This is a genomic window from Flavobacterium sp. HJ-32-4 (assembly GCF_022532105.1).
Taxonomy (GTDB): Bacteria; Bacteroidota; Bacteroidia; order Flavobacteriales; family Flavobacteriaceae; genus Flavobacterium.
This window is the reverse complement of sequence record NZ_CP092832.1, coordinates 3186665-3211833: the sequence shown is the minus strand read 5'-3', so window position 1 is coordinate 3211833 and position 25169 is coordinate 3186665. Positions and strand designations below refer to the sequence as shown.

At 52.5% G+C, this 25169-nt stretch carries 24 protein-coding genes; 7 read left to right on the top strand and 17 right to left on the bottom strand.

All coding sequences use genetic code 11. The features are described from left to right. Positions 1 to 25 precede the first annotated feature (25 nt). The 12 genes from MKO97_RS13745 to MKO97_RS13690 form a co-directional block, all read right to left on the bottom strand. Positions 26 to 496, bottom strand: a complete 471-nt coding sequence (locus MKO97_RS13745; protein WP_241103782.1) for a sterol desaturase family protein — start codon at positions 494 to 496, stop codon at positions 26 to 28. Beyond that, positions 496 to 1335 carry a phytoene/squalene synthase family protein gene (locus MKO97_RS13740; protein ID WP_241103781.1) on the bottom strand — a complete coding sequence of 280 codons (840 nt, stop codon included), beginning with the start codon at positions 1333 to 1335 and terminating at the stop codon, positions 496 to 498. The genes MKO97_RS13745 and MKO97_RS13740 overlap by 1 nt, the downstream gene beginning before the upstream one ends. Beyond that, entirely contained in the window at positions 1332 to 2810 is a 1479-nt protein-coding gene (locus MKO97_RS13735) for an NAD(P)/FAD-dependent oxidoreductase (RefSeq protein WP_241105534.1), read from the bottom strand. The genes MKO97_RS13740 and MKO97_RS13735 overlap by 4 nt, the downstream gene beginning before the upstream one ends. Then, positions 2810 to 3736 carry a MerR family transcriptional regulator gene (locus MKO97_RS13730; RefSeq protein ID WP_241103780.1) on the bottom strand — a complete coding sequence of 309 codons (927 nt, stop codon included), beginning with the start codon at positions 3734 to 3736 and terminating at the stop codon, positions 2810 to 2812. The genes MKO97_RS13735 and MKO97_RS13730 overlap by 1 nt, the downstream gene beginning before the upstream one ends. A gap of 112 nt (positions 3737 to 3848) precedes the next feature. Continuing rightward, complete coding sequence (locus MKO97_RS13725; RefSeq protein WP_241103779.1) at positions 3849 to 4331, bottom strand: YdeI/OmpD-associated family protein; 483 nt, start codon at positions 4329 to 4331, stop codon at positions 3849 to 3851. After that, entirely contained in the window at positions 4331 to 6541 is a 2211-nt protein-coding gene (locus tag MKO97_RS13720) for a bifunctional (p)ppGpp synthetase/guanosine-3',5'-bis(diphosphate) 3'-pyrophosphohydrolase (protein ID WP_241103778.1), read from the bottom strand. The genes MKO97_RS13725 and MKO97_RS13720 overlap by 1 nt, the downstream gene beginning before the upstream one ends. A 66-nt stretch (positions 6542 to 6607) precedes the next feature. Next, positions 6608 to 7396: an RNA methyltransferase gene (locus MKO97_RS13715; RefSeq protein ID WP_241105533.1), complete on the bottom strand. Its 789-nt coding sequence runs from the start codon at positions 7394 to 7396 to the stop codon at positions 6608 to 6610. Positions 7397 to 7432: 36 nt separating this feature from the next. After that, positions 7433 to 8767 carry a DUF58 domain-containing protein gene (locus MKO97_RS13710; protein WP_241103777.1) on the bottom strand — a complete coding sequence of 445 codons (1335 nt, stop codon included), beginning with the start codon at positions 8765 to 8767 and terminating at the stop codon, positions 7433 to 7435. Beyond that, positions 8768 to 9778, bottom strand: a complete 1011-nt coding sequence (locus MKO97_RS13705; protein ID WP_241103776.1) for a MoxR family ATPase — start codon at positions 9776 to 9778, stop codon at positions 8768 to 8770. It lies immediately after the preceding gene. A 1-nt stretch (position 9779) separates the two neighbouring features. Then, positions 9780 to 10976, bottom strand: coding sequence for a DUF4350 domain-containing protein (locus MKO97_RS13700; RefSeq protein ID WP_241103775.1), 1197 nt, complete (start codon positions 10974 to 10976; stop codon positions 9780 to 9782). Beyond that, the gene (locus tag MKO97_RS13695) at positions 10973 to 11785 is read right to left on the bottom strand and encodes a DUF4129 domain-containing protein (protein ID WP_241103774.1); all 813 of its coding nucleotides are present in this window, start codon (positions 11783 to 11785) and stop codon (positions 10973 to 10975) included. Before MKO97_RS13695 ends, MKO97_RS13700 begins: the two co-directional genes overlap by 4 nt. After that, on the bottom strand, positions 11782 to 12759 hold the full coding sequence (locus MKO97_RS13690; protein ID WP_241103773.1) for a stage II sporulation protein M: 978 nt from the start codon (positions 12757 to 12759) through the stop codon (positions 11782 to 11784). Before MKO97_RS13690 ends, MKO97_RS13695 begins: the two co-directional genes overlap by 4 nt. A 20-nt stretch (positions 12760 to 12779) precedes the next feature. On the opposite strand from MKO97_RS13690, the gene MKO97_RS13685 reads away from it, so the two are divergent. Beyond that, complete coding sequence (locus tag MKO97_RS13685) at positions 12780 to 13517, top strand: RDD family protein (RefSeq protein WP_241103772.1); 738 nt, start codon at positions 12780 to 12782, stop codon at positions 13515 to 13517. Position 13518: 1 nt separating this feature from the next. Here the strand turns inward: MKO97_RS13685 and MKO97_RS13680 are convergent, their stop codons facing one another. Further along, positions 13519 to 15321, bottom strand: coding sequence for a gliding motility-associated C-terminal domain-containing protein (locus MKO97_RS13680; protein ID WP_241103771.1), 1803 nt, complete (start codon positions 15319 to 15321; stop codon positions 13519 to 13521). Positions 15322 to 15420: 99 nt separating this feature from the next. On the opposite strand from MKO97_RS13680, the gene MKO97_RS13675 reads away from it, so the two are divergent. Genes MKO97_RS13675 through MKO97_RS13660 form a run of 4 tightly spaced genes read left to right on the top strand, consistent with a single transcriptional unit; the run spans position 15421 to position 19335 of the window. Further along, on the top strand, positions 15421 to 16398 hold the full coding sequence (locus MKO97_RS13675) for a GNAT family N-acetyltransferase (protein ID WP_241103770.1): 978 nt from the start codon (positions 15421 to 15423) through the stop codon (positions 16396 to 16398). Continuing rightward, on the top strand, positions 16395 to 17498 hold the full coding sequence (locus MKO97_RS13670; protein ID WP_241103769.1) for a DegT/DnrJ/EryC1/StrS aminotransferase family protein: 1104 nt from the start codon (positions 16395 to 16397) through the stop codon (positions 17496 to 17498). Before MKO97_RS13675 ends, MKO97_RS13670 begins: the two co-directional genes overlap by 4 nt. After that, positions 17495 to 18055, top strand: coding sequence for an acyltransferase (locus MKO97_RS15080; RefSeq protein ID WP_305879416.1), 561 nt, complete (start codon positions 17495 to 17497; stop codon positions 18053 to 18055). The genes MKO97_RS13670 and MKO97_RS15080 overlap by 4 nt, the downstream gene beginning before the upstream one ends. After that, entirely contained in the window at positions 18055 to 19335 is a 1281-nt protein-coding gene (locus MKO97_RS13660; protein ID WP_241103768.1) for an O-antigen translocase, read from the top strand. The genes MKO97_RS15080 and MKO97_RS13660 overlap by 1 nt, the downstream gene beginning before the upstream one ends. A 1-nt stretch (position 19336) precedes the next feature. Here MKO97_RS13660 and MKO97_RS13655 read toward each other — a convergent pair whose 3' ends face one another. Together MKO97_RS13655 and MKO97_RS13650 are read right to left on the bottom strand one after the other, a co-directional pair. Next, positions 19337 to 20692, bottom strand: coding sequence for a glycosyltransferase family 39 protein (locus tag MKO97_RS13655; RefSeq protein ID WP_241103767.1), 1356 nt, complete (start codon positions 20690 to 20692; stop codon positions 19337 to 19339). After that, on the bottom strand, positions 20677 to 21819 hold the full coding sequence (locus MKO97_RS13650; protein ID WP_241103766.1) for a glycosyltransferase: 1143 nt from the start codon (positions 21817 to 21819) through the stop codon (positions 20677 to 20679). The genes MKO97_RS13655 and MKO97_RS13650 overlap by 16 nt, the downstream gene beginning before the upstream one ends. Positions 21820 to 21873: 54 nt before the next feature. Between MKO97_RS13650 and MKO97_RS13645 the strand changes: the two genes are divergently transcribed. Continuing rightward, positions 21874 to 22959 carry a glycosyltransferase gene (locus MKO97_RS13645; RefSeq protein WP_241103765.1) on the top strand — a complete coding sequence of 362 codons (1086 nt, stop codon included), beginning with the start codon at positions 21874 to 21876 and terminating at the stop codon, positions 22957 to 22959. Next, on the top strand, positions 22960 to 23355 hold the full coding sequence (locus MKO97_RS13640; protein ID WP_241103764.1) for an FdtA/QdtA family cupin domain-containing protein: 396 nt from the start codon (positions 22960 to 22962) through the stop codon (positions 23353 to 23355). It begins immediately after the preceding gene. On the opposite strand, the gene MKO97_RS13635 is transcribed toward MKO97_RS13640, so the two are convergent. Both MKO97_RS13635 and MKO97_RS13630 read right to left on the bottom strand, forming a co-directional pair. Next, positions 23346 to 24281, bottom strand: a complete 936-nt coding sequence (locus MKO97_RS13635) for a glycosyltransferase (protein WP_241103763.1) — start codon at positions 24279 to 24281, stop codon at positions 23346 to 23348. The two genes, MKO97_RS13640 and MKO97_RS13635, sit on opposite strands and share 10 nt — an antisense overlap. Continuing rightward, positions 24281 to 25168: a glycosyltransferase family 2 protein gene (locus tag MKO97_RS13630; RefSeq protein ID WP_241103762.1), complete on the bottom strand. Its 888-nt coding sequence runs from the start codon at positions 25166 to 25168 to the stop codon at positions 24281 to 24283. The genes MKO97_RS13635 and MKO97_RS13630 overlap by 1 nt, the downstream gene beginning before the upstream one ends. Position 25169 lies beyond the last annotated feature (1 nt).

Sequence of the window (25169 nt, the reverse complement as noted above, 5' to 3'; positions counted from 1 at the left end):
TACTTGTTTATAAAAAAAAGCGTCCTCATGGGGCGCTTTTCTTTTTGGCTTCGCGGAAGTATTTCAACGGAACGACCAGCATCCCAAAACATTCCCCGTGTTCTTTTCCCAAGTGCTTGTGGTGCATCTTGTGGGCACGACGCACCGCCCGGGCATAAATGTTATCGGCATTCCGTAACCACTTAAACCGTTGGTGAATGAAAATATCATGGACGAGGAAATATGTAAGTCCGTATGCGAAAATACCCAAACCAATCGCCAACCCGATTTCAAGTATGCCGTTTTGCCACAACAAAAAGAACCCGATGCTGACGACGGCGTAGAAAATGAAAAAGGCGTCGTTGCGCTCGAACCACGAATCGTGGTCTTTGCGGTGGTGGTCGGCGTGTAGCGACCACAAAAATCCGTGCATGACAAATTTATGGGTGAACCACGCCATGAATTCCATCATGAAGAAGGTGAGTGCGAAAACCAGGAGGTGTATGAAAATTGACATTAGACAAAGTTAAAGCGATAAACGATATAGCTCTTGGCGAAGAGCCCGAATTTTTCGTAGTTAGGAACCCGAACGCGCGCGGCCACCAATTCAGACGAAGGCGTTTTCTTCAGTTTCGTCAGCAGGCGACGGTAATAGACATAGGCTGTATAGACCCCAAATTTTGCCTCCATGGGCAACAGGCGAATCCCGTCATAGGCGTCGGCGAAGTCGGCTTCGATCTCGCGTACGATTTCCATTTTCGCCGCCTCGTCCAGTCGGTTGAGGTCGGTGCCCGGGAAATAAGTGCGGTTCAATCCTTCGAAGTCCGCCTTCAGGTCGCGCAGGAAATTGACTTTCTGGAACGCCGATCCGAGTTTCACGGCAGCGCCTTTCAGTGCTTCATATTTCTCCCGGTTTCCTTTTACAAAAACGGTCAGGCACATCAGGCCTACCACGTCTGCCGACCCGTAGATATATTGCGCGTATTCTTCTTTTGTTTCATACACCGATTTGCTGAGGTCGAGGCGCATACTGTGCATGAATGCATCGATCAGGTCGCGTCCGATGCTATATTTACGGACGGTATGCTGAAACGAATTCAGGATAGGGTTCAGGCTGATGCCATCTGCCAGTGCGCGTTCTAAATCGTGTTCAAAGGCATCGAACAGGCGTTGTTTGTCGTATTCGTGGAAGGTATCGACGATTTCATCCGCGAAGCGTACGAACCCATAGATGTTGTGGATGTCCTGCCGTATCGATGGCGCCAGCATCCGGACCGCCGCCGAAAACGACGTGCTGTAGGTGCTGGTTACCTTTCGGCTGCAATCGAAAGAGACGGTGTCAAAAAGTGCTTTCATGTTTCCTGTAAGATGGGATTATAGGTACGTATTAATTCGGCCGAGAGTTTTCCTGAGATGAGCGACGGTGGCACACCCGGTCCGGGCACCGTCAGCTGTCCGGCGAAATAGAGGTTCTTCACTTTTCGGCTTCGCAGTTTCGGGCGTAGGAACGCCGTCTGCAATAAGGTATTGGCCAGCCCATAGGCATTGCCTTTATAGGAGTGGTAGGCGTCTTCGAAGTCATTCTTACAGAAACCGATCCGGAATAACAGGTTCTCTCGGATGGGTTGTCCGGTAATGGTCTCAAAGCGCGTCATAATGTTCTCAAAACAACGTTCCCGCATGGCTTCGGTGTCTTCAATACCCGGTGCAAGCGGCACCAGGAAAAATCCGGATTCCATGCCTTCGGGCGCGGCGGTTTTATCGGTTTTCGACGGGAAGTTGGCGTAGAACAACGGTTCTTTCGGCCACTCCGGCCGGTCGTAAATAGCAGCAGTATGCGTATCGAAATCGGCATCGAAGAACAGGGCATGGTGCGGCACTCCTTCTACCGGTTTGGAAAACCCGGCGTAGAAGATGAGGCAGCTCGGTGCGAATACGCGTTTTTCCCAATACTCGGCCGAATAGGTGCGAGCCGCTTCCGGTAATAAGGTTTCGGTATGGGCGTAATCGGCGCCGCTGAGTATGATGTCGCCTGAAATGGTTTCACCGTTTACGACAAGTCCAGTCGCGCGGCCGTTTTCCACCACAATGCGATCGACGGGCGATGCGGTTCGGATGCGTACACCCAATTCCGTCGCCAGCGATTCCATGGCCGCCACCACATCGAACATGCCCGTTTCGGGGTGCCAGGTGCCGAGTCCGAAGTCGGCATAGTTCATGAAACTATAAAAGGACGGCGTATCAGACGGTTTTGCGCCCAAAAACAGTACAGGAAATTCCAGTATACGGATGAGCTTCGGATGTTTGAACAGCTTGCGTATGTCACGGCTGATCGTGCCGGCGAACTGGGTGACGTTTCGGAACGTATCCCACGTGATGAGTTCCAGTGGCGATTCACCCGGACGGTACACCAGGTCAAGGATGGCAATCTCGTAGTTTTTCTTCGCCCGCGCAATAAACTGGCGCAGCTTGTCGCCGGCACCGGGTTCGAGTGATTCAAATTTGGCGGCGATGGTGTCGAGGTCGTCGCCGATATCGATGAAATCATCCATGCCGAAATAGACCCGGTAGGCAGGATCGAGGCGAATTAGTTTGTAATAATCGGATACTTTTTTCCCGAAATCAGCGAAAAAGCGCTCGAAGATGTCGGGCATCCAATACCAACTCGGACCCATATCGAAGGTAAAACCGTCTTTTTTAAGTTGGCGCGCACGTCCTCCTATCGAAGGGTTTTTCTCGAAAATCGTAACATCATACCCTTCTTTTGCCAAATAGCAGGCGGCGGCCAGCGATGAAAATCCGGCCCCGGCAATCAAAACAGTCTTTCCCATCATGCACTCACTCTTTGGTTGAGTCGTTCGAGTTTGTCTCCAAAATCCGACAGCGATGCAATGGTGGTCACATTCGGATAACGCGGAGAGGGTTTAAAATGACGGGCCATCTGTCCCGCAATCCATAATTCAGAGTCGTTATCAGCCAGCAACTTGGACGAAAAACGGGTCAGATAATCCGGAAGCTCATTCGCACCCGGCGTTACCGTCAGGTAAGTTACGAATATAAGGTTATCGTGCATCTGTTTTAGCTCAGATAATTCGTCCATGGTAACATTCGTACCCAGATAGAGCGTGCGATAAGAGCGGGAAAGCGTTTCAAAATTGAGGTATTGCAAGGCCGTATCGTGTATTTCGCCTGATGGCAGGAACAACACGATGGTGTGTTCGGTGTTTTCGGGTTCCTGCGCGAGCAAGCGATCCGACTCGGCGGCGGTTTTCTGGCGGATCATCTCAGAGATGAAGTGCTCATGTACGGCCGTAATGGTGCCAGTTTGCCATAACGTGCCGATTTCCGCCAGCAGCGGAAGGAACACGTCAAGGTAAATTTCACGGAACGTCTTGGTTGCGGCCAACGCATCGTAGGTGCGCATGAATAGCGGTTGGTCGAAGTCCATCATCGCCAACAGGAAGGCATTCAGCGAATGGCTCCGGATACTTTTCGCGTTGGTGATTTCCGCCAACAATTTCGGTATTCCGCCTGGACCCAGTTCCGAAATCTTTGAAATCTTGTAACCGTGGTTGTTCAACAGTTTGATGTTCATCAACTCCCGAAGGTTGGTGATGGAATACGAGCGAACGTTGTTTTGGTCGCGCTCGGGGGTCAATATGTTGTATCGTTTTTCCCAGGTACGAATCGTGTGAGCCTTGATTCCGGTTAGGTTTTCAAGGTCCCGGATGCTGAAGACTTGCTTTGACGCTTTCATGGTCGTAGTTTTGTCTAACAAAAGTAATAAAATTGTTAGTCAAAAATAAATACGACACTGTTAAGATTGTAAAAAACCGTCTGTAGGATGGAAAAAAGCGGTGAAGGGGGTGTTACCAGCGGTCAAATCCGGCGGCGATGCGGTCGATGGCTTCGGCAATGCGTTGTATTTTGCCGTCTTCTGATACTGGAGCCAGCACCCAGTTGCGGATGAGTTGCTTCTTTTTTTCCGGATAGGAGGAGAACGCAGCATAGGCGTCCGGATCGTCTTTAAGGCACAACAGGAAGTCATCATCGGCCACCGGTGGAGGACCGTCGGTGTATAAGGTCAGCCGGACCGTATCCCCTTCTTCCTTCTTAATCGCTTTCCGGATTTCGGATTTTACAGCTAAGAAATGGCCCTGGTTCTTCATTGACCACATCGTGACGTCTTTCAATTCATAGTCGTCGATATATCCGTTTACCTTCTGCATGCCAAAAGGCGCTTTCACGGCGGGTTTGTCGAGGGGAATGAGGATGAACGTCCAGCCGCCTTTCTGCTGCATTCGCTGCAACTGGAAGGTGTCGTCGACGAAGGGAATGCGGGTAGCGGACATCAGTTATGGTAAATCCGGGTTACTTTTTCGATGCCGTCTATTTTGCGGATGTTGTCGGTGAGGCGCTTCAGGATGGTGTTGTTTTGTACGACTACTGTTACCTGTCCTTTGAAAAGTCCGGCTTCGCTACTAAGCGAAATGCTCTGGATGTTCACGTGCATATTATTGGAAATCACACGTGTGAGGTTGTTGGTGAGACCGATACTGTCCATTCCGGTGATTTCGAGCACGGCCCTGAATTCCTGTTGGCTTGAGTCGATCCATTTGGCCAGCATGATGCGGTAGGCGTAATTCGATTGCAGGCTAAGGGCGTTGGGGCAGTCTTTCTTATGGACTTTAATACCTTCGTTTATCGTCAGGAAGCCAAACACCTCGTCACCGGGAATCGGGTTGCAACAGGTGGCGAGTTTATAATCCAATTTGTCTTGTTCCGCGCCAAAAACCAGCATGTCGTAGTTGCTGCTGATTTCTTCCTTCTGGATTTGCTCAACCGGCGCCCGGCGGATTTTTCCTTTAAAGAAATTCATGAACGCATTGCCTTTCAGGGCCGCGAATTCCTTCAATTTCGGGTTTTCGATGGTGCCGATGCCTGCACGGTAATACAGATCGAGGCTCGTTTTGAGTTTCAGGAAACTGGCCAGCTCGTTGATCGTACTCTCGTTGACGTTTATCTTCAGGTGGCGTAATTTCCGGAAGAGCAGTTCTTTTCCTTCTTCTGCGATCCGTTTGGTATCTTCGTTTAAGACACTTTTGATTTTGTTCCGGGCCCTTGCGGTGGTGACATAATCGAGCCAATGGAGGTTCGGTTTCTGGTTGGTCGACGTAATGATCTCGACCTGGTCGCCGCTCTTGAGTTCATAGTTGAGCGGTACCAATTTTCCGTTGACGCGGGTGCCGCGGGTGTGGACGCCGATTTCCGAGTGGATGCTGAAGGCGAAGTCGAGGGTTGTGGCGCCTTTGGGTAAGGATTTGATTTCCCCTTTGGGCGTGAAAACAAAGATTTCTTTCGAATAGAGGTTCATTTTGAAATCCTCGACGAAGTCCACCGCATTGGTTTCCTGGCTTTCAAGCGCTTCCCGCAACAGGTTGAGCCATACATCCAGGCTGCTTTCTTCGGTGGCGCCCTGTTTGTATTTGTAATGCGCGGCGTAGCCTTTCTCGGCGATTTCATCCATCCGCTCACTCCGCACCTGTATTTCCACCCAACGCCCGAGCGGTCCCATTACGGTAATGTGCAACGCTTCGTAGCCGGTTGACTTAGGTGACGAAATCCAATCGCGGAGGCGGCTGGGGCTGGGACGGTAATGATCGGTGACGATGGAATAGATTTTCCAGGCGAGGAATTTCTCATCATGTGCGTCCGATTTATACACAATGCGAAGTGCGAATTTGTCATACACCTCGTCAAAGGTGACATTCTGCGCTTTCATCTTGCGCCGGATCGAGTAAATCGACTTGGGCCGTCCTTTGATGATATAGTCGATGCCTTCCGCGTCAAGCGACTTTTTCAATACGTCTGAAATACTCTTTATATAGGCATCCTGTTCTTCTTTCGTCTCCTTGATTTTACTGAGGATGTCATTAAATACGTCGGGCTCGGTATATTTGAGTCCGAGGTCTTCCAGTTTGGTCTTGATATTATACAAACCCAAACGATGGGCGAGGGGCGCATATATATAAAGGGTCTCCGATGCAATCTTCATCTGCTTGTACTCGGCCATCGAATCCATGGTCTGCATGTTGTGCAGGCGATCGGCGAGTTTGATGAGGATGACACGCACGTCGTCGTTGAGCGTGAGCAGCATTTTCCGGAAGTTTTCGGCCTGTACCGAGATGTTGAGGTCTTTCTGCACCTGTGAGATCTTCGTCAATCCCTCGACCAGTTGGGCGATTTTCGGATTGAACATCTTCTCGATGTCCTCTAGCGTAACGTCGGTGTCTTCGACCACATCGTGCATGAGGGCCGCAGCGATTGCGGTAGCGCCCAAACCAATTTCGGAAGCGACGATCTTGGCAACGGCGATGGGATGGAAGATATAGGCTTCGCCCGATTTTCGCCGCTGGTCTTTATGCGCGTCTACCGCCACGTCAAACGCCTTCCGGATGAGTTTTTTATCCTCTTCCGACAGGGTTTGGTAGCTGATGCGCAGTAATTCTTTATATTCCTGGGCAATAGCTTTGTTTTCTTTTTCGATATCAAGCTCTGTCATCGACCTGTAAATTCGCTTAAATATAAGAAAACTCTCGAAAACCCAAACGGCTTTCCCGAACGCTTTTTACTGAAAGTTGCGTTGGCGTTTGGCTTCGAAAATCAAGACCGCTGCGGCTACCGACACGTTCATCGAGTCGATTTCGCCCTGCATCGGAATCTGGATGTTGCGAACCGCCGCGTCCCGCCATTCCTGTGTCAGGCCGCTGTCTTCGGTGCCGACGACCAGTGCGGTCGGAGTGGTGAAGTCGCAATGGTGGTACTCGGACGCGTCCTGAAGCGCGGCGGCGTAAAGGGCCACACCTTTCGCCTTTAGAAAATAGATGACATCTGTTGTGGTGCCTGTGGCGACCTGCGTCGTAAACAAACAGCCGACGCTTGACCGGATGATATTCGGGTTGTATAAATCACCTTTTGGGTTGGCGATGATCACCGCGTCTAACCGTGCGGCATCGGCGGTGCGCAACAGAGCCCCGATGTTTCCAGGTTTTTCGGGTGCTTCTGCCACCAATATGAGTGGATTATCCGACAACTGCAACGCATCAAGTTCAAGCGATTTTGCCCGGGCGAGCGCCAGCAATCCGTCTGAACCTTCCCGGTAGGCAATGCGGTCAAATACCTCCCGTCCGATTTCGTATAGCGTGGCGCCGGGTGCCAGGCGGGCGGCCTCCTCAGCGGTGCATTTTTCGGGAAAGAAGAGCAGGTCGGTAATGTCGTAGCCTCCTTTCACCGCCAAACCGATTTCGCGACGGCCCTCGATGGCGAACTGCCCCGATTGACGGCGTGCGCGTGCCTTCTCCTGTAATTGCAGGATGGATTTGATAAGCGGGTTCTGTGGAGAAGTAAGTAGTTTCAGGAGCAATCGGTTTAGTGGCGGAAATCCGTCGTAAAATTACAAAATTCCGCGCGCCTTGATCTCGAGGTACTTGTTGATGGTGTCGAGGGTCAGCTGCTCCGGGAACGTCAACACCGAGTGGATACCGTACTTTTTCAATTCGGTGACGATTAGTTTTTTCTCGAAAATGAACTTTTCGGCGATGACCTTATCGTAAATCTCCTGGACGTTGCCAGCTTTTTCTTTTGACATACGGTCAAGTTCGGTATTGTGGAAGAACACCACGACCAGCAAGTGGTTTTTGGCGATACCACGAAGGTAGGGTAGCTGCCGGTTCAGGCCATCGAGCGTGTCGAAATTGGTATACAGCATCACGAGACTGCGGTGGTTGACGTTGCGCTTGATGTCGGCATACAGGCGTCCGAAGTCACTTTCGAAGAAGTCGGTCTTGACGGCATACAGTGCTTCGAGTATGCGTTCCATCTGCGAGGATCGTTTTTCAGCCGCAACGCGATTCTCAACCGTTTTGGAAAAGGAAAAGAGCCCGGCCCGGTCGTGTTTTTTCAAAATCACATTCGACAGCACCAACGAGGCGTTGATAGCGTAGTCTAGCAGGCTGAGTCCGTTGAACGGCATCTGCATTTGCCGTCCTTTGTCGATGACCATATACACCGTTTGGGATTTTTCATCCTGGAACTGGTTCACCATCAGGCTGTTTTTCTTCGCAGTGGCTTTCCAGTTCAGCGTCCGGATATCGTCCCCCTGGACGTATTCCTTGATCTGTTCGAATTCCATGGTGTGCCCGAGTTTTCGGATCCGCTTGATGCCATACTGCACCAATTGGTTCGAAAACGCCATCAGGTCGTATTTCCGAAGTTGTATGAACGACGGATACACGGGCACCATCGCATCAGCACCCGACTGGAACCGCCGCATGGCAAATCGGAGCGGCGAGGTGACCATGAGGTTTAGTACGCCGAACGAATATTCGCCGCGTTTGACCGGCCTTAGGTAATAGCGGAAGGTATCCTGTGCCATGCCGTCGACCGTGCGTGTGATACCGAAGTCACGCAATTGAAACTGTTCCGGTAATTCGTCGATAACCCGTACTTTGACTGTAAACGGATAGCGGCTGACAAGTTTAACCGTCACCGGATTCTCATCACCATTCGAGAACTTTTCAGGCAAGGTACGTTCACCGGTAACGCCTTCGGACGTGCGGAAAAGCAGGACGATATCCAACAGGATCAATCCCACATACACAAAAAACGCGAACTGCGCTGCGAGATACAATCGTGGGAAGAAAAAAGCGAAGGCAAACAACGCCACTACGCCTCCTAAAACATAGAAGGTAAACGTGGTGAGGTAGAGTTGCCGGAAGAATCGCTTCATTTATCGTGGAATTTCAACCGATTCGATGATTTGTGCAATGATCTGGTCGGCGGTCAGGCCTTCCATTTCGCGTTCTGGGGTGACGATCACGCGGTGGCGCAATACAGGTGCCGCCGCTTCACGGATGTCTTCGGGCGTTACGAAGTCGCGGCCATTGATTACCGCGAACCCTTTTGCCGCGTTGAGGATGGCGAGTGAGGCACGCGGGGAAGCGCCCAGGTAGAGGAACGCATTTTCGCGGGTGCCGACGATGATCTGTGCGATGTAGTGCATCAACTGAGGTTCGACTACCACCTGTTTGACGATCGACTGGCAACGGCGAATTTCATCCGGCGACAGCACGGTTTTGACGTGTGACAGCTTGGCTTCCCCTTTCAGTTCGTGCTCGCGGCGGATGATGTCGACTTCCTCTGAAAGCGACGGATAGCCTACGTGTATCTTGAAGAGGAAGCGGTCGAGTTGGGCTTCCGGAAGACGATACGTACCTTCCTGTTCCACGGGGTTTTGGGTAGCGACCACCAGGAACGGGGCGTCCATTTCATAGGTGGTGCCGTCGATCGTCACTTGCCGCTCTTCCATCACCTCAAAAAGGGCGGCCTGTGTTTTCGCCGGGGACCGGTTGATCTCGTCAATCAGCAGGAGGTTGGAGAAAATGGGCCCCTTCCGGAATTCAAAACTCGATTTTTTCAGGTCGAATACAGAGGTTCCGAGAATATCCGACGGCATCAGGTCGGGCGTAAACTGGATCCGGCTGTAGCCGATGTCAAGCGTGCGCGCCAGCAGTTTGGCCGTCAGGGTTTTGGCTACGCCGGGCACGCCTTCCAACAGCACATGCCCATTGGCCAACAGCGCCACCAGCAGTTGGTCGACCATTTTTTCCTGTCCGACGATGACCGATCCGATTTCGGTGCGGATGGCGTCGATGTGTTGTTGCAGTCCGCCCAGGTCAATACGGGCGGTGAAGTTGATGTTTTCGTTGTCCGGTTGCACCGGTGTGTTTCCATTTTCCATACTAGCTGAAGATTTTTTCGGTGGCTTCATTGAAGGCAATCAGTTCTTCCTCATTCAGGCTGAACCGATTGCGTTTAAAGTTATTGATCATGTCGCATACGCGGCGTATGTCGTCTTCGGGTTTACCCGATTTAAGATGCAGTCGTTTTACAAACGCATCGTCCAATACGGTGGTATCGATACGGTATTCCTGTCGGATGCGCTCGAAAAAGTAAATGATTTTCTTCTCGACCAGGTTACCGTGTTCACCCTCCTGACGGTAGAGGTTGGCAACGGTCTGTACGAACTCTACCGTGGTATTCGACAAAGGCGTGACAATCGGGATCACCCGTTGGCGTCTTTTGGCGGTGAAAATAATGAAGACCACCAGACCGCCGAGTAAAAGCAGCCATGCCCAACGCAGCGCGACGTTTTCAAACATAAACCGGGTGAGGGAACCGTTGGTGGTGTTTCGGGCGTCGTCGGTGAAAAAATAGACCTGGTCGTGAGGGAGTAATGACAGCGTACTTTCGGCATACCGTGCGTCGCGACCATGCAACAGGTAGTAGTTGGAGAACGCCTGTGGGTCGAGATGCAGGAAGAAATACCCGTTTAGGTAACGGATGCGCAGGTAGTTCGGTTTCGGTTTCGCGTCGTCCTGACGCACGTAGCCCAACACCTGGGTCTGTGATGCATCGAATTTGTCGAAATACGTATCGCCTATGCCTTTGTCGAAGATCACGGGCTTTTGGCGCGAGCGTTCGTTTACGGTCCAGAGTTTTCGCTTTTCAGGATTTCTTTCCGACGATTTTACGGAAAAGTGCAGCGAGTCGGCCAGAGCTTTGCCGAGTTCATAGTCGCTGATAAAGACAGTATTTCCGTTGGCGGCAAACAGCAGCAATTCGGACACCGACGCTTGGTCTACATGCTGGCCGATTGACATGATCGTGCCCGATAACGCAAACCCGGAACCTTCCTCGTAATAGTCGATGTTCTCGTTTAAGTACTCGTAAGGCGTGTTGCCGAAGCGCTCGACACGGTCAGCACCGAACAGCCGGTCGATCTCTTCGTTGAACACGTAGAGGTCAAGCGGGTTCTTGTCGGCTACTCGATAAGAACGCTGCCAATCGACGGGCCGCGGTTCGGTGTTGTCGGCCACCAAGAGCAGTACGAAAAAGGCAATGCAAAGCCCCAGGAAGAGTTTCACGGAAGTTGTCATGCCAGTCGCGTTATGGTTTCCTGGAAAGCGGCGGCCGTTTTGGCGTATGTCGATTCGTCAACGTCGAATTTGCCATACCAGATGTAGTTATACAAATAAGAGAGATACTGAAACTGCTTCCGTAGCGCCTCATTCCGTATTTCATAGGCGTACTGCGAATTCGTCTTCTCTTTGTCGAATTCGATGATCTCCCGTCTCGACAATTCCCGCAGCAATCGCAGGTAGAGGTAACGGGTGGCAAGACGGCGGTCATTTTCCGCCAGCGCCTTCCGGATCAACTCGTCGAAATCAGCGGCTTCGATGTTGTCGTCCACATCATCATAGCGTAATCCGGCCTGAGGCGAACGCGTGAAAACCCATTTTCCTTCCTTCCTGAAAAGGACACGGGCGATGAAATACACCACCAGAAGGGCAAGCAGTATCACTAACGACCAACCGACATAGCGCAGAATTTGGGCAGATGTCTGGGTGTCTTGCAAATCAAACCATTCGCGTAGCTTCCGGTCGAGCCAGTCGGTAAATCGTTGCCAAAGCGTCTTCTCCGGTTTTGTATCCTCATACGAAAATGCCTTCGAATCGTAGCGCGAACGGAGGTCATCTTCGAAACGCACCGGTTTGATCCGTTGTGGGTCAATCGCATAAAACGCACTGGTGTCGGCAGGTATGCGGGCCGAAAAGGTATTGTCCTCGTCGACGTAAGTAGAGTCAACGGTAACCGTCGTCGTATCCACCAGCGGCTCGGATAGTGTGTCCTGCGCCGTGGCCACTGCGGAAAGCAGCGATAAAACAAATACGATCCGGTTCCTCACGAGGCGTGCTGTTCGTTTTGCATCCGGCGCGCCACGCGATACGGATAGATGATGTAATAATAGGAGATGATCGAAAGCGTCGATAGGATGATGGCAAGGTTGACCAAATCCGGAAGCTGGTTCGCATATCGGGTCACAAATCCCTCCAAAACCGCGGCAGCGATCGTGAACGGCATCGTACTCAGAAAAATCTTGAAACTGTTCCGTAAGCCGATCTTCAGTGAATCGATGCGGGAATACGTACGGGGGAACAGCAGCGATGCGCCCAGCATGAGTCCGCAACCGCCTTCCACGACCATCGAAAAAATCTCAAACGAACCGTGTATCCAGATACCCAGCGCGCTTTTGTACAGTACATCCTGGGTAGCGAAGATATAATGGAAGCAGCCCAACATGACGCCGTTTTGCAAAAGGCAGTAGAAACTGCCAATCCCGCCAAAGATACCTGATGCATACAGGAAGGCGCCTACTTTGAGGTTATTGAATACAATTCCTATGAAACTTCCCCAGTTCGATCCGGATGAATACACAGCAGTCGGATTGCCCTCGCGGATATTTTCCAGCGTTTTATTGACATATTCGTCACCGAGCATACGTCGTGCCAGGCCGTCGCCACCATACTCCGACAAGACGCCAATGGCGGTAAAAAGGAGGAGCAACAGAAAGGAGTAGAGCAGGTAGCGTCGGTTTTGATACGTAAGCAACGGCACTTCCGTTTTGAAGAAATGCACCACCCGGTTCGTCTCATGCCGACGGGTCTTGTAGATTTTTTGGAAGATCTGCGACGCGAGGTGGTTGAGGTAGATAACGGTTTTACTCTTCGGGTAATACGTTTGCGCGAACGACAGGTCACTGACGATCTGCACGTAGAGTGCCGCCCACTCGTCCGGATTTTTTTTTGTCTCGCCCGAAATAGCCCGTTCGAATTCGAGCCATTTTTCTTTATTTTGCTTGATGAAGGCCGCCTCTCTCATGTAGGGCTAAAATATAAATTATGACCCAATTATCCATCAATACCACACAAAATGTCGTCATCAAATTCAATGCCGCGTCGGTTGGAGAGCGGATGCTCGCCGGCCTCATCGATTTCGTCATCCAGTTTGTGTACCTGCAGTTGGTATTCAACCTCATTTTCAGCTTTTTCGGTTTCAAGCAGTACCTCAGTACGCTCGACCAGTGGTCAGAGATGGCGGTTTACATCCTGTTTTATTTGCCTGTCGCCTTTTATTCTGTGGTGCAGGAGGGCTTTTTTGAAGGACGTACTATCGGGAAATACATCGTCAAAATTAAAGTGGTCAAAATCGACGGGTACCAGGCGTCGTTCGGCGACTATTTCATGCGGTGGGTCTTACGGATCGTCGACTTCGGAACGATTGTCACTGGCCTCATCCTGCTGATTACCACAAAGAAAACCCAACGGTTGGGTGACATTGCGGCCGGAACGGCTGTCATAACGCTTCGGAACCGGGTGACCATCGACAGTACCATCCTGATTGAAGTGGAAGACGATTACCGACCCCAGTTTCCGTTGGTGGTACGGTTGAGCGACAACGATATGCGGATCATCAAGGATACCTTCGAATCGGCCCGTCGCCACGCCGATTACCGCACACTTGAAAGGCTGGCGGATAAGATCGAACAGGTTTGCGGTTTCAAAAATCCGCTGTCTACGAAAGAGGCCTTTATTTCGACCGTTATGAAGGATTACAACTACTACACCCAAAAAATGTAGGTCACTTTTTAAGGTAGAGATAGCCCGTCATAGGATCCGGATAATCCGGGTCGTTCAATTCCAACAGGTAAAAATAGGTGCCCCCGGGCAGGTCTTTCCCTAACCACTCGTTCCCTTCATTTGACCGTCCGCGAAAATCATCGGTCGTGTCATAGCCCGTCCATACCAATATCCCCCATCGATTGTAGATCGAAAGGCGGTAATCCAGGAAGATGTCGTGTAAACCATCCGTCAGTAGAAAATCAAAATACCCGTTTTCATTCGGTTCGACCAGATTATAGAGAACAGGCGGGCAATTTCGCACCGTCAACGGAAAAGAGGTGGTAACAAAACAACCTTCCGGTGTCTCGATCCGTACCCAAACGGTGTCGGGTGCTGTGGTTTCATAAGCCGAGGGATCCAGGATTTCCGGTGTACCGGCAACCGCCTGGTCTTCCGTTGCGAAAAAACGAATGCTATCTTCAGGCCGTGTGCGGATGCTATCCGGATACCCCGAAAAATCAAATCGTCCCTTAGAAAGGCCGAGGTTACAGGCCTCGAGTCCCGGAACGGCATTGAAGCTGGGCAGTACCAACAGGGTCACCGGAGTGGTCGTACTATTGTTGGATTCGCTAAGTTCGGTGACGGTCTTCGTGCTGTCAGCCGCTTCATCGGCGCGGAATTCCAGTGTAAACGTATTGGGAACGCCATCGGGGATCGTCAATGTCAGGGTGCTGCTCTCACTTCCCCCAGGCGGTAAGTCGATGGTGGTGAAAATAGTGGTGAGGTAGGTGCCATCCGCGTAAATAGACACCGGCACCCCGGCCGGAAGGACATCCGTACTTTCTTTATTCCACACGGTAAAAGAAACGGTTATGTCGCGCGAGCCGCAGTCGGTATCGACGGCGTCGATGGCCACGGTCGCATCGGGTAACATGACATTCAATTTCGTCACTACGGTGCTGATCATCACGAAATCCTGTCCGGAGGTCAGTTTTACGGTAGCGGTGGCGTCACCCGGTTGTATGTTGTTTTCGATGTCATACACATCGATGTCCATATTGTAAAGGTTTGTCGCGCCGGTGATGCTGTTCGTCCCATTAAACGCATTCGTAGGCGGGTTCAGCGCGTTGCTCAACACCTGGTTGTTGATCGTAAGCCGTTCGTTCACCGCCAGGGCCGAGTCGCCTTCCCAGGCAATGAAACCAATTTTGGCGCCTTCCGAATCGATGACATTCAGGCTGTCGAGTACGATCGTCAACTGGGGCGGCACGCCGTTGAGTCCGTCGTACACATTCACCTGGTTGATGGGCAGCGCCGGATTTTCAAAGACCACCACCAGGGCCCATCCGCCAAAATTGACACCATTGGCGCAGTAGTTTAGGGTGTTGATGACATCGCTGAGGTCAAGTCCCGAAAAGGTGTAGGTGCCAGGGCCTGCCGCCTGTACCAACGCGGTGACATCCGCGGAAGCGCAGAACGCGGGCATATTGGCATAGGTAAAGGTAAGGGTCTGGGTGGCGACCACCTGTTGTCCGTTGAGTTGCACCACATCATCGCCGCTGCCATTGCCCGAGCCGGCCCAGTAAAGGCGGGCAAATATCACGTTATCAGACGGTCCGAGGGCCAGCGAAGCCGACGATGAGGTCATGATCGTACACGGGCCTTCAGGATTGCCCTCGTTTTCCTGGTAATTTAGCGTATTGCCCGCGAAAGTGAAGTCACTATGACCTCCAAATTGCTGCAACAGCCCAAATGTCTGGGCGGAGGCAGAGAAGCCCGCCAGAAGCAGAATCGGCAGCAACCAGGCAATATGTCGTTTCACAGCGCGTTTTTTTGACGGTTAAAAATACGTAAAATCACCCAAATGCGCCATTAGTGCATTCGCGGGGAATTGCGTAAATTTCCGTCCTAAACCGCCGATTTGAAAAACCTCACCGTCCGTCGCTACGACGCCCGTTCCGCCGACAAATGGAACGCCTTCATAGGAAGTGCGCGGAATGCGACGTTTTTGTTTGACCGGCGGTATATGGAGTACCACTCGAATCGCTTTGAGGATTTTTCACTGATACTGGAAGAAGAAGGGGAATGGGTAGGCGTGCTGCCCGCGAACCGCGAAGGGGAACAGGTCGTAACGCACGGGGGCCTGACCTATGGCGGATTGGTGTATAAAGACGGAATGAAACTGGCCGGTGTCATTAACATGCTGGCGGCCATACTCCGTTTTCTGGCATCGCAGGGCGTTTCGACCCTTCGGTGGAAATGCCTCCCTTCGATTTACCACGCCAAACCGTCGCAGGAAGCTGAGTATGCGCTTTTTTTGGCTGGTGCTACGTTGGTGCGTCGCGATACGCTTTCCGTCTTGGACCTCTCCCTTACACCGCGTTTTTCTACCGATCGGAAGGCGGGGCTGAAACGGGGTGAAAGAGCCTTTTTGCACGTGAAACGGGTCCTCGATCCCACGGTATTTTGGGAGGAATTGCTGGTGCCTTCGCTCAACGAACGGCACGACGCGCGGCCGGTGCATACGGCAAACGAAATGCGACTTTTGATGGAGCGGTTTCCGGATCATATCCACCTGTATATCGCGTATGACGGCGACCGACCTGTTGCCGGAACGGTGCTGTATCTCTCTGATTATGTCGTCCATTCCCAATACATTGCGGCCGATGCCGAGCGCCACAAGAACGGCAGCCTCGACTTCCTGCATGTCTCTCTTTTGTCGCAGTTCAAAGGAACCAAACGCTGGTTCGATTTTGGTATTTCGAATGAGGCGGACGGGCAAAAGCTCAACGGCGGACTTTCGTATTGGAAGGAGAGTTTCGGATGCGGCACCGTCACCCATGATTTTTATGAAGTAGCGACCGCGCACCACGCCCGGTTACAAAACGTGTTGCTATGATTCCGTTCCTCGACCTACATAAAGTAAACGAGCCCTTTGAGGCCGACTTTCGCGACCGGATGCAGCGTTTCCTCGACAAGGGTTGGTATATCCTCGGAGAAGAGACCGCTGCCTTCGAAGCCGAATTCGCTGCCTATTGCGGCACCGAATATGCTGTGGGTGTGGCGAACGGACTCGATGCGCTGACACTCATCCTGACGGCGTATATAGAATTGGGCCGTTTGCAGGCGGGTGATGAGGTCATCGTAGCGGCTAATACCTACATTGCCAGTATTCTTGCCATCAAGCAGGCCGGACTCGTGCCGGTTCCGGTTGAGCCCGACGAAGCGAGTTTTAACCTCGATCCTTCGCGGGTAGAGGCGCAGCTCACCTCGCGGACGAAGGCGCTTTTGCCCGTCCATCTTTACGGACAACTGTGTGATATGCCGCGGCTGCGGGAGCTTGCTTCGCGTCACGGACTACTCATCGTAGAAGATGCAGCGCAAGCCCATGGTGCGTGTGATGCCTCCGGACGAAAGGCGGGTAATCTGGGGGATGCAGCGGGTTTTAGTTTTTATCCTACCAAAAACCTTGGCGCCCTTGGAGATGCCGGTGCCGTGACGACCAACGATCCGCAACTGGCCAGGATGGTGCGGTTACTACGGAATTACGGCTCGGAAACCAAGTACTACAACGAGTATGTCGGCATCAATTCGCGTCTGGATGAGTTGCAGGCCGCATTCCTTCGGGTGAAGTTACCCCATTTGGATGCGGAGAATACAAGACGTCGCGCGATTGCCACCCGTTACCTGTCGGAAATCAGGAACCCAAGGGTTGTACTGCCCACTTATGACGAAAGCGACGCGCATGTGTTCCACCAATTTATCATCCGATGTACGGAACGGGCGCGTTTGCAGGCCATGCTGTTGGAAAACGGCGTCCAGACACAGATACACTATCCGGTCGCGCCGCATCGCCAGAAAGCTTTGCCTGAATGGCACGGATTATCTTTTCCGTTGACGGAAGCCCTCCATGAGGAAGTATTGAGTTTGCCGGTATACGGATCGCTCACCGATGCGCAGTTGCAGCACATTATCACCCACGTAAACCGATTGGAATGAATAGGATCCGACAGTTTTTATTCGTCACGCTTCGCGTTTGGAAATACCGCTGGCTTTCCGACTGTCGTTCAGTAGCGGGTCGGCCAACGTGTTACCACCCGCTTTTGCTGAAAGGGAAGGGACATATTGCCTTTGGTCAGGACGTGCAAGTGGGGGTCATCGCTTCCAGTGAGTATTATTCCCACTATGCCTATCTCGAAGCCCGTCATCCCGACGCGCGGATTGAAATCGGCAATCGGGTGGCGTTGAACAATGCCTTTACAGCCATCGCTTTTGATCGCATTACCATCGGCGACGATACCCTGATAGGAAGTAACTGCCGCATTCTCGACAGCGATGCGCACGACCTCACACCCGGAAACAGGCTGACGGGGCAACCCGCCACTGCGCCCGTCACGATCGGGAAAGGGGTGTTCATCGGCTCGAATGTGACCGTACTAAAAGGTGTCACCATTGGGGATCATGCCGTTATCGGACACAGCGCGGTCGTAACGAAAGACGTGCCGGCCAACGCAATAGCCGCGGGCAACCCCGCCCGTGTAATCCGGACTATCTGATGCGGTTCCCGAATAAACACGAAGTATTGAAGGTGGTGTCGCTCAACGCCGCACAAGTTCTCTTCAATTTTCTTTTGGGTTTCCTCTCCGTAAAAATTACCTCGACATTTCTGGGTGCGAAAGGAATGGCCCTCACCGGCAGTTTCCGCAATTTCGTTGCCATGGTGAAGTCGTTGGGCACGCTCGGCATCAGCAATTCCGCGACCAAACTGGTCGCCCGGAACAGGCACGACCTCGAGGAATTATCGGCGATCTACGCGACTTTCTTCTGGTTTTCGCTGTTGATGTCGGCCGTATTGTCAGTTGTCACGTTTGTCGCAGCGCCTTTTCTCTCTGAGGCGCTGTTCTTCGATCCCGGTTATGTATGGCCCCTCCGGCTACTGGCGTCGGTGCTGCCGTTGGTGGTATTGAATGTATTCTGGCTTGCGGTGTACAACGGTTTTGAAGCGTTCCGGAAGATCATCCTCATACAAATCATTTCGAATGCGGCCGTTTTTGCCGCTACCGTCTATTTTATCCTGATGTTCGGGATGGAAGGCGGACTCTATGCCATTGCCGTGGGTGAGGCGTTGATGGCCTTGGTTACCTGGCTGTTTTTCCGACGCGACCGCACCCTTTTCCGTACCCATTTGCCGCGCGTCCTCCACATGCGGTTCGTGCGGCAGATTGGGAAGTTTATGCTGATGGGACTGGTTACCTCGATCCTCGCCCCCGTGGCGCAGTTGTTCATACGGACGTGCATCGTTGACCATCGCTCGGTGACGGAGGCAGGTTTATGGGATGCCGTCAACCGCATATCCGGCTTTTACATGCTAGCGGTCGGGTCGGGACTTTCACTTTACTACATGCCACGACTCGCCTCCCTTACGTCGGAAAAGGCATTCGGAAAAGAAGTACGCTACTACTATCGGTATTTCGTGCCGCTTTTTACCGGCGCATTGGTGCTATTATACCTGCTACGCCATATCGCGGTAACCGTAGCCCTGTCAGACGAGTTTCAACCCGTCGCCGACCTGCTGACGTGGCAACTCGCAGGCGACCTCTTCCGGGTGCTGGCATTGGCTTTTGGGATGCGGGTACTGGTGGAAGCGCAGGTCACACGCTACCTTATTGCCGAAATACTGTTCAACGGTCTATACCTGGCGGGTGCGTTTTGGCTCGTACCCCAAGAGGGAGGAAACGGCGCGTTGAAGGCATACGCCATTGCCCATTTTCTCAACCTGATCTTGATGCTGTATTGGTTTCGCCGCGTGTGGTGGGGCCAAAAAGCGGCAGTATAAGTTAAGGAGACGAAGTCGTTCCCTTATAGACCGCATAATACGGCGTCGACCATAAGGGTTTCACCACCGAATGGTCCTGTTCTTTTTGGATGATGACATAGTCGAATCCGCTCACCTTTGCTGCGTCTTCCGTATAGCCATATTCAATGTGGTAGTGTTGATACCCGTCGTCAATAAGTTCAAATTCAAGATTCGTAGGCAACAGCGTTCCTACAAAAAAGTAACGCTTGTCTCCCTCAATAGAAGGGATGATGGTCGATGCCGTTGTGTTCAGCGCCATATCGCGGTCTTCATAGGCACCGATAGTCAGGGCAAAGTGTAAAAGCAATCCAACCTGCAGCGCGCATGCTGTGCCCAAAACAACAGCGGGCCGCATCCGACGGACGAGCGGTGCCAGCGGAACCACCAAAAACAGCGTCATCGGAAACGCCAGGTAGTGGAAGGTCCGAGGGAAAGGAATGGTCCGTTGCAAAACCAACATCAGGATAGGGACCATAAGCACACATCCGGCAAAAAGCATCAGGCGGCGGTTGCGGCTCCGGATGAGGTGCCATCCCGAAAGGGCCAAAAACGGCAACAAAATCCAACGCGAGAATCCGCTTAATTCTTCGACCAGATGCACGAGAAAGCCGGGTAATTCGCGTAGGGTCTGCGAAAGTCCGATGGGTTCCACGAAACGGTTTGATGTGATCGACTTCAGCCCTTCTGTCTGCAGCAGCGGCAGATACAAGCCGGCAACCAACACCACCGTAGTCACCGACCAAAGGGCTTGGCGAACGATATTTTTCGGGTGGCTTACCAACAAAAAGACGTGTAGTGTCACCAACGCATAGAGAAAGGATGGCAGTGTATAACAGCCCAGCGCGCCCCACACCGACAGCCACAGCCATTGCTTCCAGCTGTTATTGCCAGCCGAAATCGACCAGGCGCGATCGAAGCAAAGCAGAAACAGCAAATAAGCGAGGCCGTAGCCGCGTGACATATAACTATAGTAAAACGTCATGAACAACACCGGTGCGACTGCACTCACCAGGACGGCCGTTTCGCTCCCGAAATGCCGGCGTACGATTTGGAACGTCGCGATGAGTCCCAGCACATATACGATCCACGACGACAACCGGATCTTCCACAGGTGCTTGAGGCCGGGCAGGACATCCATCCCAACCGTCAGTATCGAATGCAGGATATGGTTGTTCGGGGCAGGGTAGTGGCTGGCGGAATACGCCACGCCTTTTTGGGTGAAATTCAGGAAAGTCCACGCCTCGTCATACGAAACGGGCAGCACAAAAAGCGCGGTCGCCGCTGCCAGGGCGGGAATGACCATCATGGCGTAACGATATTTTAGGATGGCTTCCATACGTCCAGGTACCGTTGCGCGATGGTGTGATAATGGTGTTCTTTTTCTATAAATGCACGTGCCCGTTTTCCGGTTTCGACCATCGTTTCCGGATCCTCGATGAACTTTGAAAGCCGTTCTACCAGATACGCGACATCCGGCCGCGCTTCCACGGCTACCTCGTCTGTAAGTCCATAGTGGGAGCGGAAAGCCGCACCCGCACAGGTAAACACCACCTGTCCGCGGGCCATTGCTTCCAACGCATTGTATCCCTGGTCAACACCATACACCTGGTCAAGGAGGATGTGGGCCTGTTTCCGCAGCCTGTCAAATTCCGTGTACGGAAGACTGTCCGTACGCACAACCGACACGCGCCCCCCATACCGCGCCTCGATTTCCACCAACGCTTCCTCAAAAAAACGACTTCCTTTTTTAATCGAGGTATACCGGTTGACCCCATGAAAAATCACGATTTTGTCAGCGAGTGGCGGCGGCGAAAACGGAATTAGGTCTGTATTGACCGGATTGGGAACGAGCGTATTGATGATACCGGAATGGTTCAGCGGCAGGTGGTAATCGAGGTCGGATGACACGATACCTTCGCACTGCGACGTGACATAATCGTAAAGCGAGCGATAGGGAGTAGAGGCATACTTTAACGTATATCGGAAGTACTGCCCGTAGTCGCGATTCCGTAGGTAGGCCGTCAACGGGGAAAAGAAGTCCGGATGCGACAACCAATACGTCACCACCGGCGTTTCATCTCCACAAACCAAAAGGAAACGTTTGCCGTTTTGCGAAAACAGCGATCGGTACAGTCGTTTGGAAAGGAACGGAAGCGTCTCCAGTGCATCCGAGTTGATGAGTTGCACCACATCGTAGCCTTTTAACTGGGGTAGCAGCCTTCGGAATCGGAGGCCTTTTTCCCAGGCTTCGAGATCGTATCCCGTTCCTTTTCGAAGGATTTTACCCAGGAACGACAGGAAGCGACTCCCGCGGCACGTCACGGGCGCTATCGAAAGATCGGACGGAAACCCTTTGAAATCGTCTCCTGCCGACACCAGCGTCACCTCATGGCCAAGCGCCACCAGTCCTTCCTTGAGGGAATTATGGAGCCGGCTGAACTCGCCGATGAGGAGTATCCGCATAAGTGCTATCTTTGTTTCGTACCTCCCAAAAATAACCAAAAGGATCCGGACCGAATGAAGCACGCGAAAATATGTCTGGTCGGCAACAGCCTTTCATCAGGAGGTGCGGATCGTATCCATGCGGTGCTTTCGGTTTTTTTTGTCTCCCAGGGGCTTGATGTACACAACGTGATCTTTATCGATCAGGTCACTTACAGCTACGGTGGCACCCTGCTCAACATGGGCGCCCGTAAGCAGTCGGGAGGAGCTCTTGACCTCCTACGCCGCTTTGGTTTCCTACGCCGGTATTTCCGCGAGCAGCAATTCGACTTCATCATCGATTTTCGCAACAAGCACAAACCATGGCAGGAGTGGCTGTTTACCCGAATGCTATACCGAACGCCCTACGTTATCACCGTCCACAGCTACCGCACCGACTGGTACATCCCGGGTGCTCCCTCCCTTTCCCGCAGCCTCTATCGTGACGCGTATGGCATCGTCTGCGTGTCAGCGAAGATCGAGGCGAAAGTGCGGTCGGAATACGGATATGAACGGGTGCGTACGCTCTACAATCCCATCGAACTGGATCGAATCGACGCGCTTCTCCACGAGCCCATTACAGTTGACGGACGTTTCGTGATCGGTGTCGGACGGATGGTGCACGACAACAACAAACAATTCGACGGCATGATCCGGGCCTATGCCGCTTCGGCACTTCCAGAAAAAAATATCCGACTCGTACTGCTGGGCGATGGGCCACAACGTGACGACTTAATCGCATTGGTCCAATCACTCGGGCTTTCCGATAAGGTGGTCTTTCCGGGTTTTGTCGATAATCCCTATGCCTTCCTCTCCCGCGCCGAATGCACGCTGCTGACCAGTCGCAACGAGGGGTTACCCAATATTTTGGTCGAGTCGCTGGCCTGCGGCACGCCCGTGGTGTCTTTCGACTGCCCGTCGGGCCCGTCAGAGATAGTCGAAGATGGCGTGAACGGCCGACTGGTTCCCGACCAGGATTTTGCGAAGTTCACGGAAGCACTCAATGAAATGGTGGAAAATAGTACCTTGCAGGACAATTGCCGTCAAAACGCCCGTCCGTCGGTGACCCGCTTCGACATCCGAATCATCGGGCCGCAATGGTTGGAATATCTCGCTTTGTAAATGAACATCGAACTTCTCCAGATTCCCAAAATAGAAGACTACCGCGGTAATATCGCTGTGGTCGAGAAAGGCACGTTTCCCTTTGACATCCGCCGGGTGTACTACCTGTTCGATGTACCCAGCAGTGCGCGTCGCGGCGGTCATGCCCACAAAGAACAGTGCGAGATGCTGGTCGCGTTATCCGGCAGCTTTGATGTGGTCTTGAATGACGGAACGGAAAGCCGCACGGTGACGTTGAACAAACCCGATCGTGGACTCCTCATCCGCTCGAATATCTGGCGTGAATTGGAAAATTTTTCGGCGGGTTCTGTATGTCTGGTGTTTTCGTCAGGGGAATTTGACGAAACCGACTACATCCGCGACTTTGACGCCTTTATGGCATATGTTCAGCGGTAGGCAGAGACGACTACCCGCTTTCTTTCCAGGAATTTCTTCAAAGCATATAACCCTTTCAAAACGCCCACCGGTAGTGCCAGCAATAGCCTAGTACGCCAGGGAATATGGGCCGGATCGACCGCTTCCAGATACTGCTTCGCGATGTTTACCCGCCCAGCTACCCGGTGTTTGAGGGCGAATTCTATCCGGTATACATCCACGAATCGCTTCACCGACGGACGCTTCTGTTCTTCAGCTTCATAGCCCGTGAACGTAGCATGCGGTACCGAGGCGATGGGTCGTTTACCGGCGCGGTTTTGCGCATCAAGTCGGTGCGTGGCCGAAGGAAGGTTGCAGAAGGCCACCGGGCCCGAGAGAGCGAGCCGGATCCAAAGATCGGTGTCCTCCCCAATGGCAAAGGCGGTGTTGAAGCCGCCACTTAAGCGAAAAGCGTCTGTCGGAACCGCCACCGCTGAGGTCCATGCTACCCGAAATACCCTACTGGTCGCGAAGAAATCGTCGAGCACACCGCACCATCCGTTCGGCAGGTTGTCGAAATGAGGGGTGACGACATGTCCTTCCCTATAAAAAATTCGATAGGACGTTGCCAGCAGGACCGATCCCGGAAAATCGCGGCGTAATTGTTTGAGTACGGTAAGATGATGGGGTTCCCAAATGTCGTCGGCGTCCAAAAAGGCAAGGAGATTCCCGGTCGCTTTTTCCGCACCCAGGTTCCGTGCTGCCGAGACGCCACGGTTTTTTGTTTCAAAAAAACGAATGCGCGGGTCGTCTACCTTTTTGGCCTGTGCGACACTTCCATCGGTCGAACCATCGTTGACCAGGATGATTTCAAAATCCATTTCCTCCTGGGCCAAAATACTTCGAAGGGCGCGAACGATAGTCGCTTCCTTGTTGAATAACGGCACGATGACGGAGAAAAGAGGCATCACGCTTTTTTTATACTGCAAAGATAACCAAGTCGGTAGAGGTCGAACAGCCGCATCGAAGGGCGCGTGCCCAATAGCTGCTTGCGAAGTGCAGGGCGCCCCAACCGATAGGCCGTGGCGAAAAGAAACCGCAAGCCGAATCGGGAGAGAGTGGTATACACCGCCGACAAACGGGCATAGGAGGAAGGCAGCAATCCGCCGGTTACGAGCGACTGTAAGGCCACCACGGCTTCTTCCGATTTCTGGAGGAAGCGCACACTGTTTTCGAGTCCGTGGTGCCACACCGGATTTTCAATGTGCAGGATCGGGATACCCGCTTCTGACAGTTCATACGAAAACAAGGTGTCTTCGTGCCGCAGATTGGGTATCGCCTCATTAAAAGGCACCGTCGCCAGCACCGATTTCGTCGTCAGGAAATTCAAGGTGAGGAAGGAGCGATACGGGTGTTTTTGACGTGTTTCTACATCAAGCGCCTCCCGTTCCATACCGTAGACCCACCGCAACTGTTGCTCTTTTGCCGGCGGCTCGATTTGGTAGCGGATACCACCGTAGACGATTTTGTCGGTACCGTCGAGATAGGGAAGGTACCGCTGCAGGAAATCTTCGGCTTGCGGCAGGACGTCGGCATCGAGAAACAGGAGATTTTCATAGTGTGCCTTTCGGGCCAACAGGTTCCGGATGGCACTTCGTCCGATGTTCGTTTCCAGTTCGGAGAAGGAGGCATGGGGCAGTTCATTGATTTTCCCGTTTTCCGTCCGAAAACCACCCGAACCATCGTCCAGGCAGATGATTTCATACGGGATGGAGGCGGCGTCGGCCATTCGGGCCATTTGCTGCGCCAGCGGATAGACATTGTAGTGGTATGTCGGAATCAGGATCGACAGCATG